The 17093-nt window shown below is 60.7% G+C and carries 15 protein-coding genes and 1 tRNA gene; 3 read left to right on the forward strand and 13 right to left on the reverse strand.

The window, feature by feature from the left end; genetic code table 11:
* Positions 1–34: 34 nt before the first annotated feature.
* The 6 genes from ACNAZA_RS01625 to ACNAZA_RS01650 form a co-directional block, all read right to left on the reverse strand.
* Positions 35–658 (reverse strand): 50S ribosomal protein L25/general stress protein Ctc, encoded by a 624-nt coding sequence (locus ACNAZA_RS01625; protein ID WP_415794645.1) that lies wholly within the window; start codon positions 656–658, stop codon positions 35–37.
* 154 nt (positions 659–812) lie between these two features.
* On the reverse strand, positions 813–1772 hold the full coding sequence (locus ACNAZA_RS01630; RefSeq protein ID WP_120966438.1) for a ribose-phosphate pyrophosphokinase: 960 nt from the start codon (positions 1770–1772) through the stop codon (positions 813–815).
* Positions 1773–1817: 45 nt separating this feature from the next.
* Positions 1818–1894 (reverse strand) — tRNA-Gln (locus tag ACNAZA_RS01635).
* 30 nt (positions 1895–1924) lie between these two features.
* Positions 1925–2788 (reverse strand): 4-(cytidine 5'-diphospho)-2-C-methyl-D-erythritol kinase, encoded by an 864-nt coding sequence (ispE, locus tag ACNAZA_RS01640; protein WP_415794646.1) that lies wholly within the window; start codon positions 2786–2788, stop codon positions 1925–1927.
* 76 nt (positions 2789–2864) lie between these two features.
* Positions 2865–3401, reverse strand: a complete 537-nt coding sequence (locus tag ACNAZA_RS01645; RefSeq protein ID WP_415794647.1) for a lipoprotein insertase outer membrane protein LolB — start codon at positions 3399–3401, stop codon at positions 2865–2867.
* Positions 3398–5149, reverse strand: coding sequence for a tetratricopeptide repeat protein (locus tag ACNAZA_RS01650; RefSeq protein ID WP_415794648.1), 1752 nt, complete (start codon positions 5147–5149; stop codon positions 3398–3400). The genes ACNAZA_RS01645 and ACNAZA_RS01650 overlap by 4 nt, the downstream gene beginning before the upstream one ends.
* An 83-nt stretch (positions 5150–5232) precedes the next feature.
* Here ACNAZA_RS01650 and mutM point away from each other — a divergent pair, with 83 nt between their 5' ends.
* The 3 genes from mutM (at position 5233) to mutY (ending at position 9410) form a co-directional block, all read left to right on the forward strand.
* Positions 5233–6060 carry a bifunctional DNA-formamidopyrimidine glycosylase/DNA-(apurinic or apyrimidinic site) lyase gene (gene mutM / locus ACNAZA_RS01655; RefSeq protein ID WP_415794649.1) on the forward strand — a complete coding sequence of 276 codons (828 nt, stop codon included), beginning with the start codon at positions 5233–5235 and terminating at the stop codon, positions 6058–6060.
* 292 nt (positions 6061–6352) lie between these two features.
* Entirely contained in the window at positions 6353–8332 is a 1980-nt protein-coding gene (locus tag ACNAZA_RS01660; RefSeq protein ID WP_415794651.1) for a dynamin family protein, read from the forward strand.
* 4 nt (positions 8333–8336) lie between these two features.
* Positions 8337–9410 (forward strand): A/G-specific adenine glycosylase, encoded by a 1074-nt coding sequence (gene mutY, locus ACNAZA_RS01665; RefSeq protein WP_415794652.1) that lies wholly within the window; start codon positions 8337–8339, stop codon positions 9408–9410.
* A 57-nt stretch (positions 9411–9467) separates the two neighbouring features.
* On the opposite strand, the gene ACNAZA_RS01670 is transcribed toward mutY, so the two are convergent.
* The 7 genes from ACNAZA_RS01670 to ACNAZA_RS01700 all read right to left on the reverse strand — a co-directional run bounded on the left by ACNAZA_RS01670 (position 9468) and on the right by ACNAZA_RS01700 (position 17076).
* Positions 9468–9752, reverse strand: a complete 285-nt coding sequence (locus tag ACNAZA_RS01670; protein ID WP_415794653.1) for a hypothetical protein — start codon at positions 9750–9752, stop codon at positions 9468–9470.
* Positions 9749–11206 (reverse strand): cell envelope integrity protein CreD, encoded by a 1458-nt coding sequence (gene creD / locus ACNAZA_RS01675; protein WP_415794654.1) that lies wholly within the window; start codon positions 11204–11206, stop codon positions 9749–9751. Before creD ends, ACNAZA_RS01670 begins: the two co-directional genes overlap by 4 nt.
* 107 nt (positions 11207–11313) lie before the next feature.
* Positions 11314–12777, reverse strand: a complete 1464-nt coding sequence (creC, locus tag ACNAZA_RS01680; protein ID WP_415794655.1) for a two-component system sensor histidine kinase CreC — start codon at positions 12775–12777, stop codon at positions 11314–11316.
* A 5-nt stretch (positions 12778–12782) separates the two neighbouring features.
* A complete protein-coding gene (gene creB, locus ACNAZA_RS01685; protein WP_415794656.1) occupies positions 12783–13508 on the reverse strand; it encodes a two-component system response regulator CreB in 726 nt (241 codons plus the stop codon).
* 16 nt (positions 13509–13524) lie between these two features.
* Complete coding sequence (rapZ, locus tag ACNAZA_RS01690) at positions 13525–14436, reverse strand: RNase adapter RapZ (protein ID WP_415794657.1); 912 nt, start codon at positions 14434–14436, stop codon at positions 13525–13527.
* A gap of 3 nt (positions 14437–14439) precedes the next feature.
* Positions 14440–16179 carry a DNA repair protein RecN gene (gene recN, locus ACNAZA_RS01695; protein WP_415794658.1) on the reverse strand — a complete coding sequence of 580 codons (1740 nt, stop codon included), beginning with the start codon at positions 16177–16179 and terminating at the stop codon, positions 14440–14442.
* Complete coding sequence (locus ACNAZA_RS01700; protein ID WP_415794659.1) at positions 16180–17076, reverse strand: NAD kinase; 897 nt, start codon at positions 17074–17076, stop codon at positions 16180–16182. It abuts the gene before it with no gap.
* Positions 17077–17093: the final 17 nt, after the last annotated feature.

The following is a 17093-nucleotide window of genomic DNA, read 5'->3' on the forward strand; positions in this document are numbered from 1 at the left end:
TACAGCGCCTAGGTGCTGTACGAAGTCGCAAGAATTACTTCTTGCCCTTCTTGGCAGGAGCAGCTGCAGGAGCAGGTGCTGCGCCTTCAACAGGAGCCACTTCGGGCAGCTTGATGGAGACCACGGTGGGGTTCTTGTTGGAACCGCGAACCACAGCCTTCACGCCGTAAGGCAGCTTCACGGCTTGCAGACCCAGCACGGACTTGGAAGTCAGGGCGCTCAGGTTCACAGTGATGAATTCGGGCAGATGTGCTGGTTCGCAGATCACTTCCACTTCGTGCAGCACGGGCGTCACGGTGCAGCTTTCGATCTTGACGGCTGGAGATTCTTCCACGCCTTCGAAGTGCAATGGCACCTTCATGTGCAGCTTGGTCTTGCGTTCCACGCGTTGGAAGTCAACGTGCTGCACCAGCTTCTTGAAGGGGTGGAACTGCACGTCGCGCAGCACAACCTTGGACACTTGACCGTTCACTTCCATGTCCAGAACGCTGGAGTGGAAAGCTTCCTTTTGCAGGGCGTGCCACAGGGCGTTGTGGTCGATTTCGATCAGTTGGGCTTCGCCAGCACCGTAAACGATGCCAGGGGTCTTGCCCGAATTACGCAGACGGCGGCTCGCACCCGTACCTTGCTTAGCGCGCTCAAAAGCGACAAATTGCATAACTAACTCCTAGTGGGGCGGACCGCGACCAGTCTCGCCCATTTGATAAAAGAATCTGTACCTTGTTAAAAGGCCGTTGACTCTTGCGATGGCCCGGAACAGTCAAACCTCCCGTAGGAGGTTTGCATGGCTCAGGGCCGAAAAACCCGAGATTTTAAGCGGTAAACAGGCTGCTTACCGAATCACCCGTGGAGATGCGGTGAATTGTCTCGGCGAACAGCGGTGCCACGGACAGCTGGCGAATCTTGCTGCACTGCTGTGCTGCGGCGGTCAGAGGAATGGTGTTGGTTACAACCACTTCGTCCAGAGCCGAGCCGCTGCCGATGCGTTCCAGGGCTGGGCCCGAGAAGATGGGGTGCGAGCAGTAGGCGTACACGTTCTTGGCGCCGCGCTGCTTGAGCACTTCGGCTGCCTTGACCAGCGTACCGGCCGTGTCAATCATGTCGTCCATGATCACGCAGTTGCGGCCGTCGATATCGCCGATCACATGCATGACTTCAGACACATTGGCCTTGGGACGACGCTTGTCGATGATGGCCAGATCGCAACCCAGTTCCTTGGCCAGGGCGCGCGCACGCACCACACCGCCAACGTCGGGGGAGACAACGATCAGATCTTCGTAGTTCTTCTGGCGCAGATCACCCAGCAACACGGGGGTTGCGTAGATGTTGTCCACGGGGATGTCGAAGAAACCTTGAATTTGGTCAGCGTGCAAATCCATGGTCAGCACACGTTCCACGCCCACAGCCTGCAGCATGTTGGCTACCACCTTGGCGGTGATTGGCACGCGGGTGGAGCGAGGGCGACGATCTTGACGGGCGTAACCGAAATAAGGGATCACGGCGCAGATGCGCTCGGCTGATGCGCGCTTGAGGGCATCAACCATGACCAACAACTCCATCAGGTTGTCGTTGGTCGGTGCGCAAGTGGATTGCACCACGAACACGTCGCGAGCGCGCACGTTTTGCTTAATTTCGACAGTGACTTCTCCATCGGAGAAACGGCCAACGTCGGCAGCGCCCAAGGTGGTGCCTAGGTGCTTTACGATCTCTTGGGCCATGCCTGGATTGGCATTGCCAGTGAAGACCATGAAATCAGAGTGATGTGAATGCATTTGAGCGTCCCAGTGCTACGGGTTGCCTTGACGCAAGAAGATGTTTGGCAGGGGAAGAAGGATTCGAACCTTCGCATGCCGGAATCAAAATCCGGTGCCTTAACCAACTTGGCGACTCCCCTACACAGGCTATTTGTTGAAAACAAACAGCCTTATAACTTTTTATCTGAAACCCAACCGTGAAGCGGATGAATTGCCAGATTTTTGCAAACTTTGATTTGCCATGTGCTTGGTGCACTATTCAAATCTATAGCCTGCGTCAGCGGCGCAAATACTGCACTACCTGAGCCTGTCATTGTAGCATGCAATTTGAAGGATTCGAGCCAGTTTCTGACTTTCTTCACTTCAGGCTGCAAACCTTCAGCAACAGGCTGCAAGTCGTTTTGGCCAAAACCAAAGTGCCTTGCAGCGAAGACCGCAATTGTAGCAGGCTTGGAATCGCGTTTCAGCAAATCACTGCTAAAAATTTTTCCGGTCTCCAAACCTTGCGCTGGTTTGACCACGATGAACTGTTGCTCGGGCAGAGCCTGCGAGCCGGTGAGAGGGGTGATGATTTCGCCAATGCCGCTGACCCAGGCCGTATGGCCGCAGAGGAAAAACGGGACGTCCGCTCCCAACGTTAGACCTATTTTCTGCAGCTCCTGGCGCGACAGGCCCAGGCCCCACAGGCGATTCAGCGCCAGCAGCGCGGTGGCGGCATCCGAGGAACCGCCGCCCATGCCCGCCTGTGCCGGCAGGTTTTTGTGAATGCCGATATGTGCTCCCTGGGTGCAGCCGGTGGCTTGCTGCAGCGCGCGGGCCGCGCGGGTGATCAGGTCGTCCTCAGGCAGCGCCATGCCCGAGAGGTCTTCGCGGCTGATCTGGTGGCTGGCCGTGCGCTCGAAATGCAGCACGTCATGCCAGTCGATCAACATGAAAACGGATTCGAGCAGGTGATAGCCGTCGGCGCGCCTGCCCGTGATGTGCAGGAACAGATTGAGCTTGGCCGGCGCCGGCACGTCATAAAGCGAGAGCATGGTGGAAACAATGAGGCAAAAACTGGCGCAACGATAGCAGGAGCACAAAGCCGTGGCGTGGGCGACGCCGTGTTGCTTACTTTGCGTCCTGGTCGAGAACGATGCGCAGCGATGCCTCTGGAGGCGGGCTGCTGCGGTCTGCGCGCAGGCGGCCATCGCTGATTCTGGAAAGATCCACCTGCCAGCCCGGCACGGCGGTGCTCTTACCCTGAAGCCAGTCAAACAGGGCGGCGACGGGGATTTCGCTGCCGGTCAACTGGGCAATCAGTGCAGGCAGCGATTCCGAGTTTGTGATGCGCTCGCCTTGTTGCAGCGTGGCTTGCTGTGGCGTCCAGCTCAAGCGGGCGATGATGGAGCCCAGCGGGTTGTAGATCAGCAAAGTTCCCTGGTCGGGCCGGCCTTGCAGCTCGAACGCTGCGCTGAACGACTGGTTTTGCGCATCTTGTACCTGCATAGCCATGCGTCCGGACCAGTATCCCGAGGCTGCGAGCGCATCCGCTCCCAGTTGGCGCGCAGGCTGAGCGCAGCCGGCAAGCAAGGTAGCAGCGATGACCAGCGCTGGCAAGGCGCTGCGCCGCGTCCAGCGGCTCAGGCGTGGGGAGGGCTGCTTCATGGTGTGACGTTCAGGCGCTTGAACGTCTCCAGCAGTACGGTGTTCTCTGCATCGAGCTTGAGACCCTGTCGCCAGACCTGCATTGCCCGCTCGCGTTTGCCGTTTTGCCACAGCACCTCACCCAGGTGGGCGGAGATCTCTACATCTTGGCGCTTGGCATAGGCTTTTTCCAGCAGGCTTTCGGCCCCGTTCAGATCGCCCTTGCGGTACTTGACCCAGGCCAGGCTGTCAGTGACGAAGGGATCATCAGGCTGCATGTCCAGTGCTTTCTGGATCAGCGCCTGGGCTTCGTCAAGGCGAATATTGCGCTCGGCAAACGAGTAGCCCAAAGCGTTGTAGGCATGCAGAAAATCGGGCTTGCGCACCATCAGATCACGCAGCAGTTTTTCCATTTCGTCGAACTTGCCGGCCCGCTCGGCCAGCATGGCCGTGTCGTAGGCCAGCTCGGCATCGTCGGGCGACTGCTTGTGCAGTGTCAGCTGCAGAGCGTAGGCCTCGCTGTTCTGGTCGGCGTCGCGCAGCAATTGCACCTCGGCCATGGTTTTGAGGCGTTGCTGATTGGGGCCGGTGGCGGGTACTGCCCGGATCAGGGCGCGGGCCTGCTGGATCTTGCCCTGCTTGGCCATCAGCTCGGCCCGGTGCGCCTGCACGCTGAGCAAATTGGCGGCGTCAGGGATGCGTGTGAGATAGGCATCGGCATCGGCATAGCGTTTTTGCTTCTCGGCCAGATTGGCCTGCAGCAGGTAGTACTGTGACTGGCCAGCGTTGCGGCTCACGCCCTGCGGCAGCTGGGGCAGCAGGGCGCCGAAGCGCTCGATGGAGGTTTGGGCAGCACCCAGCTCGTCGGCGCGCAGCTGCAGATTGGCCAGAACAGCCCAGGCCTCGGCGAAATCTGGGCTTTCCTGGGTAATGGCCATCAACTGTGTCTTGGCATCATCGATGCGCTTTTGGCCCAGCAATACCCGGGCATAACCCATGCGTATCTGGGGCGAAGGGCTTTTTTGCAGATAGCGCTTGATGATGGGTTCGACTTCGGCAGAGCCTGACTCCAGCAGCTCCATGGACAAAAGAGCGATGGCTCCGGTGTCGGGGTCCAGTTGCTGGGCGCTGTCCACTGCTTGTAGAGCAGCGGCCTTCTGACCTGCAAGCAGGCGCATATGACCTATGGTGGCCCAGGCCATGGGGCCGTTTTTCTTGTCCTTGAGTTCCGCGTCCAGCGCCTGCTCCACCACGTCGGCCGCCAGCGGCTTGTCGCTGGCGTTGTTATAGAGCTGGGTGATGCTCAGAAAAGTGGCTGGTTTGGCTTCGTCGGGGGTGGCTTCGACTTCGCGACGCAGATAGCTGGTGGAGTCTGCAATGCGGTTCAGGGCCACCAGCAGCTGCAGCACGGTGCGATTGGCGCGGCGGGAGTCGGGGTAGGCGTCCAGCCAGGCGCGGGCATTGCGCAGGGCGCGATCGCCGGAGCGAGATTGCACCGCCAACTCGGTGGCGCGGCGGTAAAGCTGTTCGCTGCCGCTGGTGCGCGCCGCTTCCATCATCAAGGCCTGGGCATCGCCCAGAGCGCCCTGGCTGGCGGCCATCTCGCCCACCAAAATTTCATAGAACAATTCGGCATTGAGTGCGGCACGATCGAGTTCGCGTTCCGCCGCCTGCTCGGCAGATTCTGCGGCCGGCGCGGGCTCCTTGATGGGCGCATCTGCCGCCTGGGCGGTTGAAATTGCCGTGCCCATGGCCAAAACGGCGGCCATGGCGAGTCCCTGAAAGCGAAGAGGATGAACCATCAACCCATAATAATCGAAGCCAATACCACATAGTTCAAAGATCGCTCTGCATGCCTGAGTTGCCCGAAGTCGAGGTCACACGCCGCTCTTTTGCGGACCGTATAGCGGGTGCGCGCATCGTGTCCGCAGCCATGGGCAAGCCCTTGCGCTGGCCACTGGGCATGGCTGCCGAGGCGTTAGCGGGGCGGCAGGTGCTCGCCGTTCGCCGCCGAGGAAAATACCTGCTGCTGGATTTGAGCGAAGGCCTGCTGCTGATCCACTTGGGCATGTCGGGCAGCTTGCGCTTTGCGGGCCCGGACGAACCTGCCCTGGGCGAAGCGGGAAAGCACGACCACTTCGATCTGCAGACCACGCGGGGTTTGCTGCGGCTGCATGATCCGCGCCGCTTTGGCGCCGTGGTCTATGTGCCCAGCCAGCAAGATGCGTTGGCGCGCAAGTTGCTGGATCACCTGGGTATGGAGCCGCTGGAATCCAGCTTTACCTTCGAGGCTTTTCGCGAGGGCCTGGCCGCCAGCCGCACGCCCATCAAGCAGCTGTTGCTCAGCGGCAGTGTGGTTGTGGGGGTGGGCAATATCTATGCGTCCGAGGTGCTGTTCATCGCCGGCATTGCCCCCACCATGCCGGCGCGTGAAGTGAGGCCGCGCAAGCTGCGCGCACTCCATGAAGCCATTCGCGTGGTGCTGGCCCAGGCGGTTGAGCAAGGCGGGACCACGCTGCGCGATTTTTCTGCTGCCAACGGCATGGAAGGGCACTTCCAGCTGCAGGCCAAGGTTTACGGCCGCGACGGCCTGCCATGCACGCAGTGTGGTTCACCCATCCAGCTGCTGCGCCAGGGTCAGCGCAGCACGTTTTACTGCGCACGTTGCCAGAAAGCCTGAGTAACTATAAAAACAGAAGCAATCTGCGCTGTATCAGCAATGGTTTTGATAGAAATATCATCAATAATCTATGCCGATAGAGCGGTATGCGCTCTCAATTGATGAGTATCAGATGCAAGTCACAAAAAAATGCATATCCGTCGCCTGTGGCGCATATGAGCCCAAGCCGGGTTCGCCGCCTTGAGGCGTGCCCTTGCGGCGATGCTATATTTTGTGCAAAGAGGGTGCGACTGTGCCCGTCGCCGGGATGCACGCAGTCCCTGATAAATAAAGCCTGAGAGCGGGGGATAACGTGGAATCTTCATTCAACGAGCAGTTTGACCAATACGGCGTCTGGCGCAGAGGTTTTGCCCAGCAGTTGAATGCTCTGCGTGAATGGCTGTCGGGGCAAGACCTACTGGATTTTGCCGTGCAGCAGCGTCTGCAGCGCCTGGAGGCCCAGGTGCGCAGCGACAAGCTCATGGTTGCCTTTGTGGCCGAGTTCTCGCGCGGCAAGTCCGAGCTCATCAACGCCATCTTCTTCGCCCATTACGGCCGCCGCCTCATGCCTGCCAGCGCAGGCCGCACCACCATGTGCCCTGCGGAGCTGGGCTGGGAATCGGACGCCAGGCCTTCGCTGCGCCTGTTGCCCATCGATACCCGCGAATCCATGGAAAGCCTGGCCCAGTGGCGCATGCGCACCGATGCCTGGGTGGAGTACCCGCTGGATGTTGCCAATGCCGAGCAGATTGCAGACACGCTGTCCAAGGTGGCCGAAGTGCGCAAGGCCTCTGTGGCGCAGGCGCGGGCCTGGGGCTTCTGGCATGACGAGGATGCCGACGACAACCCCTTGCAGGATGCCGAGGGCTGGGTGGAAGTGCCCATGTGGCGCCATGCGCTGATCAACATGCCCCATCCCCTGCTGCGCCAGGGTCTGGTGATTCTGGATACCCCGGGCCTGAATGCCGTGGGTGCCGAGCTGGAGCTGACCGTCAATCTCATCCCCCAGGCCCATGCCGTAGTCTTTGTGCTGGGAGCGGATACGGGTGTCACCAAATCCGATCTGGCCATCTGGCGCGAGCATGTGCTGCCCGCCGGTGGCGAGGCCCTGGTGGATTCGCGCCTGGTGGTGCTCAACAAGGTCGATACCCTGTGGGACAGCCTGAGCACGGGCTCGCAGGTGCAGGCCCAGGTGCGACGCCAGTGCGAGGAATCCGCCCGCCTGCTGGGCGTGCCGTTGGAGCGCGTGCTGCCCGTGTCTGCCCAGAAGGGCCTGGTTGCCAAGGTGGGCGACAACGCGGCTTTGCTGCAGGCCAGCGGTCTGTCCGCATTCGAGCAGTTGCTGGCCAGCGGCATCATGGGTCAGCGCCAGAAGGTGTTGCAGGCGGCCGTGGCGGCGAATGTGCAGCAGCTGCGTACCGAGGTGGAGCGCGTTATCAACATCCGCCGCAGCGATCTGGACGACCAGGGGGCCGAGCTGCGCAATCTGCGCGGCAAGAACGCCACGGTGATTGCCAGCATGCGCGGCCGTATCGAAAACGAGCAGCAGGAGTTCGACAGCAGCGCGGCCAAGATTCACGCCTTGCGCACGGTGCAGATGCGCATGCTCAAGGACTTGTTTCAACTGCTGAGCTCGGGCACGCTGCAAAAGGAGCTAGGCGAGCTCAAGGATGCGCTGGACCAGCGCGGCTTCAAGCTCGGTGCTCGCAAGATCTACACCGAAACCTTTGAGCGTCTGCATGCCGTCTCTGACCAGGCGCACAAGCAGGCGGCCAATGTGCAGTCCATGCTCAGTGCCACTTTCAAGGAATTGAACGCCGAATTCGGCTTTTCGCTGCAGAGCCCGCCTCCCATGTTGCTGCCGGAATTCACCGATGATCTGCGCAGCATTGAGTCAAGCTACACCCAATACCTGGGCTTTGGCAACGCGCTCAAGCTCAGCAGCAGCGCTTTTTCCCAGCGCCTGATCAAGGCCTTGGCCATGCGCTTGCGCACCGTGTTCGAGTCTGCGGCCAACGATGTGGATTTGTGGAGCAAGTCCGTGACGGCGCCGTTGGACGCGCAGCTGCGTGAACGCAAGCGCAGTTTTTCGCGCAGGCTGGAGGCCATAGACCGCATACAGCATGCGGCCACGGGTCTGGAGGAGCGCATAGGCGAGATAGAAGCGGCAGAATCCAAGCTTGATATTCTGCAAGTGCAACTGGCCAAGGCTTCGGTCAGTTTGCTGTCTCCGCTCGATGAAGAGCATGTACCGGCGCAGGCGACAGCGCTGGACATTTCCCTGGTAGCTTGAAATCTTGACTCTTCCCTCCATTGCCACGGCCGTGGTGCAGTGGCAGGCCTCCCATGGCCGCAACCACCTGCCCTGGCAGCAAACCCGTGATCCTTACCGTGTCTGGCTGTCTGAAATCATGTTGCAACAGACCCAGGTCAGCACCGTTCTGGGCTACTACCAGCGCTTTCTGGACGCCTTCCCGGATGTAGCCAGTCTGGCTGCAGCACCCCAGGATGCGGTGCTGGCGCTGTGGAGCGGTCTGGGTTACTACAGCCGCGCACGCAATCTGCACAAATGCGCTCAGGCCGTGGTGGATCAATGGGGCGGGGCGTTTCCGCAAACTGCCGAAGAGCTGGTCAGCTTGCCCGGAATCGGTCGCTCCACTGCGGGCGCGATTGCGTCGTTCTGTTTTTCGCAGCGGGTGCCGATTCTGGATGCCAATGTGCGGCGCGTACTCACGCGGGTGCTGGCATTCGATGGCGATCTGGCACAGGCCAAGAGTGAGCGCCTGCTCTGGGAGCATGCGCAGCAGCTTTGCCCGACCAGCGATCTGCAGCAGTCCATGCCGCGCTATACCCAGGGCATGATGGATTTGGGAGCCAGCATCTGCATTCCGCGCAAGCCCAGCTGTCTGGTCTGTCCGCTGCATTCGGAATGCCGGGCGGGGCGTGCAGGCAACCCCGAGAGCTATCCGGTGCGCACGCGCAAGGTCAAGCGCTCCTCGGAATCCTGGTGGCTGCTGATTGCCATGGACCAGGATCAGCGCGTATGGTTGCAAAAGCGTCCGCAGTCCGGCATCTGGGCGGGTTTATACAGCACGCCGGTGTTTGACAGCTTTGAAGCGCTGCAGCGCTCGGCGCATCTGAACTGGCCGGCCAGCGAGAGCCAGGACTGGCATGAGATGCCGGCTTTTTTGCATGTGCTCACCCACAAGGATTTGCATCTGCATCCGGTGTTGGTGCCCATGAATAAAGCACAAACTGCTATGGTTTCGGAGGTGGCTGACGCGTGTTGGGCCGATGCCGCCGCCTGGGCCGATCTGGGCCTGCCGGCGCCGATACGCAAGCTGCTAGATGCCGAAGTTCAGCCGATCTGAGCGTTGAGGCCCCAAAAAAGGTGACGTTGATGTCACCTTTTTTCTTTTCTGCAGCGGCTAGAAGCGCATGCGGGGCATGACCATGGAGCATCTCAGCTGCAGCAGCGCCAGCCAAAGTGCTCGGGCCTGAGGGCTGCAGCGCCTGGCTTGTATCTGCCGGCCGGCACTGACCACTTGTTGCCTGATGCTTTGCTGGGCTTGGCGGTTGCCGCTGGCCTGAGCCGCCTGCCAGAGCTGAAGGTATTGGGCAATGCTTTGCTGGCTGTCAGGGCCGAGCAGGTGCTGGGCAGAGACGGTCAGCACGGCCTGAACATGGGCGGTTTGCAGTGATGGGGTGCTCATGCCTGCTCCTCGGGTGTGTAGTCCTGGCCGGCGGTCTGACTTTCATTCGATGCGCGGGCTGGCGCATCGCTGTCTGAACCATTGCGGCCGAAGGCATACCAGTCCACGTGGCGGGTAAAGATCATGACCAGAGCCAGTACGGCAAACAGGGCAATCGATCCCACGACCAGCGCGGTCTGCTCCAGTTGCAGCAGCACATACAACAAAGCGTAGAGCGTGGAGATGGCCAGCGCAAACGGCAGTCCGCGTTTGACGCTGCCCAGAATATGGCTGGCGTAGAACGCCAGCAGTGCCACGCAGGCGCTGGCTGCAATCACATAGGAGGTGGCAAAGCCCAGGTGTTCGGACAGGCTGATCAGCAGCAGGAAGAAGCTGCACAGCGCCGAGCCCACCAGCAGGTACTGCACGGGGTGAACGCGCAACTGCTTCATGACCTCGAACAGACCCACGGCCACAAAGGTCAGCACCACAAACAAAATACCGTATTTGGTGGCGCGCTCGCTGAGGGAGTAGACGTTGACGGGGTTCACAAACTCCGTGCTCATGGATTCAAGACAGGGCCCGCTGTTGTCACGGGCCGCTTCGGCTGAGGTGTAGGTCATGCCCTCGCTGCGGTAGCTGCCGCTGCATAGGTTTTGCTGGCGGGTGAATGCCTGGCGTGCGGAAGATGCCAGCGAGGACAGTTCCCAGCTGGCGGTAAAACCGCTATCCGTTATTTCACGGCGGGTGGGCAAGAAACTGCCGCCAAACGAGGGGTGAGGCCAGTCGGCAGTGAGCGTGACCTTGCTTTCGGTGGCGATGGGGGTGAAAGCCAGATTCTCCGTGCCCACCAGTTGCAGCTTCATGCTCACATTGAGCGGCTCGCCTTTCTTGAGCATGGCAGGCATCACCTGCGCCTGAATGCCCTTGCTATAGCGGTTCAGCGGGGTGCCGGACTCCACCGACAAATCCTTGCCGTTGGCCTCTATGCTGGCGCTGCGGATGCCGCGCGGGTCGGAAAGTGCGAAGGCCAGGTTGACTTCCTGGCAGCGCACGACGGCATGGGGCTCGCTGGGCTTGGGTGATTCCAGGTACTGAGCGGCATTGCTGAAGCTGGCGCTGACCTGGTCATGCAGCACATAGGCGTTGACATGGTGCAGCCCGCGTGAGCGCTCTTCCATATGGGCGCTGGCATCGTGGCGCAGATCGTCGGGCAGCAGCAGGCGCTGGAATTCGCGCGTGGTGTATTCCACTTTTTTCCCATTGCTGGTGCTGGTGGTCTCGGTGCAGTTCTGCACCAGCGTAGGACCGATCAGGGTTTGCGATCCCGCCAGACTGGCGACCACGCTCTGGACGGCATAGTCCCGGTTGCGGATTCGGTCTTGAACCACATCCTGGATCATGGAAAGGCCTGTCATGAGCAGGGCCAGCACTATCAGCAAAGAAGCTGTCTTGAGCAGCAAACGGTTCTTCATCAAAGCTCCCGGTGGATGATTTCGGGAGCAGTTTCCAAGGCGACTGTGAGCCGGGTAAGAAGTGTGTGAAGTCTGTGTGAAGTGGGTCGCAAAAGCGCCGGAAAACTTCAGTGCACGAGCTTGCCGCTGGGAAAAATCAGCGTGACGGACAGACCGGGCGAGGTGTTGCGGATCTGCATGCTGCCGCCATGCAAATGCATGATGCGCAGCACGATGGACAGACCCAGGCCGGTACCGCTGCGCTCGCCATCGGGGCGGGGCGTGGTGAAAAACCGTTCGCCCAGACGGCTCAACAACTGGGGTGAAACGCCAGGCCCCTGGTCATTGATGCTGAGGGCCGATGGCGCAAGCCGTATGAGGATCTGACTTTGCGCGGGAGCGAAATCCATGGCGTTTTGCAGCAGGTTGCTGATGGCCAGCACCAGCAGGCCTTGCTCCCACGGGCCGTGGCTGTCTTCGCCCTCATGCACCATGGTGATGCCGCGCTGACTGGCGCTGCTGGCCATTTGATCCATGGCTTGCCTGGCGCAGGCTTTCAGGCTGCAGCGGCTTTGCGCATGCAGCTGCTGGCGTTGCTCCAGGCGACTCAGTTGCAGCAGCTGATCGACCAGGTTTTGCAGGCGCTGGCACTGGTCCAGTACCTGTTGGGCAAACATCTCTCTATCCTGGGCGGGAAGCTCTTCCAGCAGCAATTCACCGGCTCCGCGAATGGCTGCGACCGGGCTTTTGAGTTCGTGCGTGAGGGCGCGCACATAGCCTTCTATATAGTCCCGGCCTTCCAGGCGCTTGCGCATATTGTCCATGGCCTGGGCCAGATCGCCCAGCTCACCAGGCATGGACGGCACGGCGGCCGGTGTTGTCGGCAGGGCGTTGTGTGCGGCTTCATTGAGCGTGGGAGCCTGCACCTGCTGCGCATAGCTGCGCAGGCGCCGAACGTGAACCACAAACCACCAGGTCACACCGCAGCCTACCGCAGCGGAAAGCAGCACAAACAGCAGGCCGCCGCGCAGGATCTTGCGTTCCGCGCTATCGATGATTTTCTGCACCGAGCGGGCGGGCTTGGAGGTGGAGAGCACGCCGGCAATCTGCCCGTTCACCAGAATGGGGGCGGAGACATACATCACGCTGCTGCCCTCATCGTCTTGTACCTCGCGCGTAGTGCGGGCGCCGTACTCGCCACGCAGCGTCAGATAGACATCACGCCAGCGCGAGTAGTTGCTGCCCTCGTCTTTGCCCAGGGAGTCAAACAGCACCAGTCCCTGCTTGTCGGTCACGGTGATGCGCATGTCCAGACTGCTTTTCTTGGCATCCCAGATGCGGACCTGCACCGGCTGTTGGTTATAGCCTTGCAGCTGCCGGGCAAAGTGGCTGTTTTGTCCGTTTTGCAGATCGCCGCTGGCCATGTCTTCGCTGGCCAGAGCGGCCAGGGCATAGGCCGCTTCCACCAGCGTGTCTTCGGTGACCTTGCGTACGCTGGGCTTGATCTCCACCATGAAAACGCGCAACACAAAGAAGGCGGCCAGCCCATTGATCAGGAAAAAGGCAAAGAACAGGCGCAGGCCCAGGCGCATGATGCTCAGGCAGGCAGACTCAGGCTGTAGCCCAGGCCGCGGTGCGTGGTGATGACTTCCTGTGTGGGCAGATGTTCGCGCAGCTTGGCACGCAGGGTCTTGACGTGGGTATCCACCGTGCGGTCCGTGCTTTCGCTGTCCAGCCCCCAGATCTGCTCCAGCAGGAAATCACGGCTCAGAATGCGGCCGGGGCGTTCCATCAGGCATTGCAGCAGCTGATATTCGCGCCGGGTCAGATCCAGCGCCGTGGCATGAATCAGTGCCCGCTGGCCTTGCTCATCTATTTGAAGTGAGCACGTAGGCTGGACGGTCGCTTGGGGCTGAAACTGTCTTGAACGACGCAGCAGCGCGCGGGTGCGGGCCAGCAGCTCGCGTGGGCTGAAGGGTTTGCACAGATAGTCGTCGGCTCCCAGCTCCAGGCCCAGCACCCTGTCCATTTCTTCGCCGCGGGCGCTCAGCACCAACACCGGTACAAATGAACCTGCGGCGCGCAATTCGCGGCACCAGTCCAGGCCATTGCCATCGGGCAGACCGACATCCATCAGCAGGACGTCAAAGCGCTGTCGGCTCCATTGCTCCCGGGCATCGGCCAGGAGCAGGCTGTGCGTGACCGCAATGCCTTCGCGCTCCAAGGCATAGCAAATGGTGCGAGCAATGGCCGGGTCGTCCTCCAGCAGCAGCAGCTGCGGGGCGCCGCCTGGTGCTGGCTGCAGGGACACAGGGCTTGGCATGCAAGAGTCCGGACGCTTATTTTTCCGCCGGGGCGGGGCTCAGGTATTGCGCCGCCAGATCCAGGAACTTGCCACGAAAGTCCAGACAGCGGTGTCTGCGCAAAGTGGGCCAGCGCTTTTCGAAATGCCTGGCCAGAGCCTCCACCATAAACACCGAGCGGTGCTGGCCGCCCGTGCAACCAATACCTACAGTCACATAGCTGCGATGGTCTTGCGCCAGCAAAGGCAGCCAACGGTCCAGAAAACACTCTATGTCCTGCTGCATCTGCCGCACTTGCTGTTGGCCGTGCAGATAGTCAGCCACCGGCTTGTCCAGTCCGGTCAAGGGGCGCAGCTCTTGCTCGTAGTGGGGATTGGGCAGCATGCGCACGTCGAACACATAGTCAGAGTCTGTGGGCAGGCCGTGCTTGAAGCCAAAGGATTGAAATACCAGCGTCATCTGCCCCATGGGGACGGCAATGACCTGTTTGACATAGCTTTGCAACTGGGCTGATTTGAGATCGCTGGTATCCAGCACCATGGATTTGTCACGCAGCTCGGCCAGCAGCTCGCGTTCTTTTTCTATGCCTTGCTCGAGTGCCAAATGCTCGTCTGCAATCCTGTCCTGCGACAAAGGGTGCTTGCGGCGAGTTTCCGAGAAGCGGCGCACCAGCGTGCTGGTGGAGGCATCGAGAAAAATCAGGTGCGGCACCAGCCCCTGCTGCTGCAAGCGCTCCAGCTGCGCCGGCAACTGCGGCAGGCCTTGGGCACTGCGGGCATCAATGGCAACGGCCACCTTGTTGCTGTGGTGCTTGAGCTCCACAAACGATTGGAGCAGCTCGGGCGGAAGGTTGTCCACGCAGTAATAGCCGGCATCCTCCAGAGCGTGCAGGGCCACGGATTTTCCCGATCCGGACATGCCGCTGATCAGAACAATCTCCAAAGACATGAATCAATCTCCCTTGACCTTGCTAGATGCTTTACGCGCCACATGAGAGGCTGCGGTCTTGGCGACTTTGGCGCTCGCAGCCGGTGCCTGGGCCAATCTTGCCACGGCCAGCATTTCTCGAGCATGGGCCATGGTTGCATCGGAAATCAGCTCGCCTCCCAGCATGCGTGCCAGCTCGCTTTCTCTGTCTGCGCCAGACAAAGGTGCCACGCTGCTGATGGTGGTGTTGTTCTTGGGCTTTTTGGCCACCAGATAGTGCTGATCCGCATAGGCTGCAACCTGCGGCAAATGGGTGACGGCCAGCACCTGGCGCGAATGGCCCAGCGAGTGCATGAGGCGGCCCACGGTTTCCGCGACCGCTCCGCCCACGCCGGAATCCACTTCGTCAAATATCAAGGTGGCCGCTTCGCCTAGTTCGCTGGTGGTGACCGCAATGGCCAGGGAAATACGTGACAGCTCGCCGCCCGAGGCGACCTTGGCAATCGGCTTGGGCGTGGCTCCCGGGTGACCGGCCACCAGAAAGGTGACGCTGTCCGTGCCTGCCGGGGTGGCGGATTCGGCCGTGTCCAGCTGGACTTCAAACAGCCCGCCTTTCATGCCCAGACTCTGCATGGATTGGGTGATGGCGCGCGACAGGCGCGGCGCGGCAAGGGCCCGCTGCTGAGAAATGGTGCGCGCAAGGTTCAGATACTGCTGGTGGGCCGCTTGCTCGCTGGAGCGCAAGCCCTCCACATCGACGGCTGCATCGAGCTGGCGTAGCTCCTGCCTCCAGCTTTCCAGCAGAGCCGGCAATTCTTCAGGAGTGCGCTTGTAGCGGCGCGCCAGCTGCATCCACATCGACAGGCGCTGATCGAGATCGGCCAGCAGCTCGGGGTCCAGGTCGGCGCGGCGCAAATAGGTTTGCAGAGAATGGCGCGCGTCTTGCAGCTGAGCGACGCAAGAGCTCAACACATCGGCAATGCTTTGAAATTCGGGCTCCAGGTGCTCCTGGCCCTGTAGCAGATGATGGGCCCGGTTCAATGGGGTCGCGGCGCCGGCTTCGTCATCTTCCAGCATCTGCAAGCCCGCTTGCGCCGTATCCATCAGCGTCTGTGCGTGCGACAGGCGGGTGTGCTGGGCATTGAGCTCATCCCATTCGTCGGCTTGGGGCGAGAGCTTGTCCAGCTCCGATATCTGCCACTGCAGGCGCTCGCGTTCGCGCTGCAGGTTGTCTTGAGCCGAAACAGCTTGCTCCAAGGCTTGCAGGGTCTCGCGCCAGGCCTGCCACAGCCGCTTGAGCTCTGCCGTGCTGATGCTGCCGTAGGTGTCCAGCATGGCGCGTGCCGCATCGGGACGTGTCAGGCTTTGCCAGGCGTGCTGGCCATGAATGTCCAGCAACTGCTCGCCCAGATGGCGCAGCTGCGTGGCCGTGGCGGGCGTGCCGTTGATCCAGGCGCGGCTGCGCCCCTGGTTGTCTATGGTTCGACGCAGCAGCAGTGCGTCTTCAGCGGCAAAGCCGGCTTCCTCAAGCCATGGCACCAGCCGGGGTGGACTGTCAAATTCCGCACAGATATCGGCAAGACTGCAGCCCTCGCGGACCACATCGGCATCAGCCCGGGCTCCCAGCACCAGTTGCAGCGCGTCAATCAGAATCGATTTGCCGGCACCGGTTTCGCCGGTCAATACGGTAAAGCCGCTTTGCCAGTCCAGATCCAGTGTCTGGACGATCACAAAATCACGCAGAACAATGCGCTTCAAAGCCATTCAGGCGCCTCCCTCATTCCAGCCCAATTTTTTGCGCAAGGTGTCGAAATAGCTCCAGTCCTTGGGATGCAGAAAGCGCACGCTGTGGTCGGCGCGCTTGACCAGGATGCGATCGCCGTGCTGTAAGGAGGCCAGCGACTGCATATCGAAATTGGCGCTGATATCGCGCCCGGCAACGACTTCAATCGTCACTTCTTGCGAGTCCGAAAGAACAATCGGGCGGTTCGAAAGGTTGTGAGGCGCAATCGGCACCATGACCCAAGCCGGAATCGATGGATGCAGCATGGGACCGCCAGCCGAGAGCGCATAGGCGGTGGAACCGGTGGGAGTGGCGACGATCAAGCCGTCGGCACGCTGGTTCGAAACGAACTTGCCGCCCACTTCGACCCGCAACTCGACCATGCCGGAGGTCGACCCGCGGTTGACCACGACATCGTTCATGGCCAGGGCTTCAAACACGCATTGGTCATCGCGCATGACCCTGGCCTGCATCAGCGGCCGTTCGTCTTCCTCATACTCGCCTTGCAGCATGGGCGTGATGGTGGATTCAAAGTCTTCCAGGGCAATATCGGTCACAAAACCCAGGCGGCCACCATTGATGCCGATCAGCGGAGTACCGTATTTGGCAAGATGACGGCCGGCACCGAGCATGGTGCCGTCGCCGCCCACGACAAGACCCAGATCGCAATGCTGGCCCAGTCCGTCGACATCCATGCAGGGAAAATCGGTCAGGCTCGCATGAATGGCAGACTGTGTATCCAGAATGACGTCACAACCGAGACTGCGTAAATACGTGGCAATCCGGCCCAGTGCATGGCTGGCACTTTCGGATGGTGCACCGGCACTGGGTGCGTGGTACTTGCCGATCAAGGCAACATGGCGAAACGTGGATGTCATTTGGGAAATTACATCAT

Source organism: Comamonas aquatilis, from assembly GCF_965139575.1.
GTDB classification, from domain to species: Bacteria; Pseudomonadota; Gammaproteobacteria; order Burkholderiales; family Burkholderiaceae_C; genus Comamonas; species Comamonas aquatilis.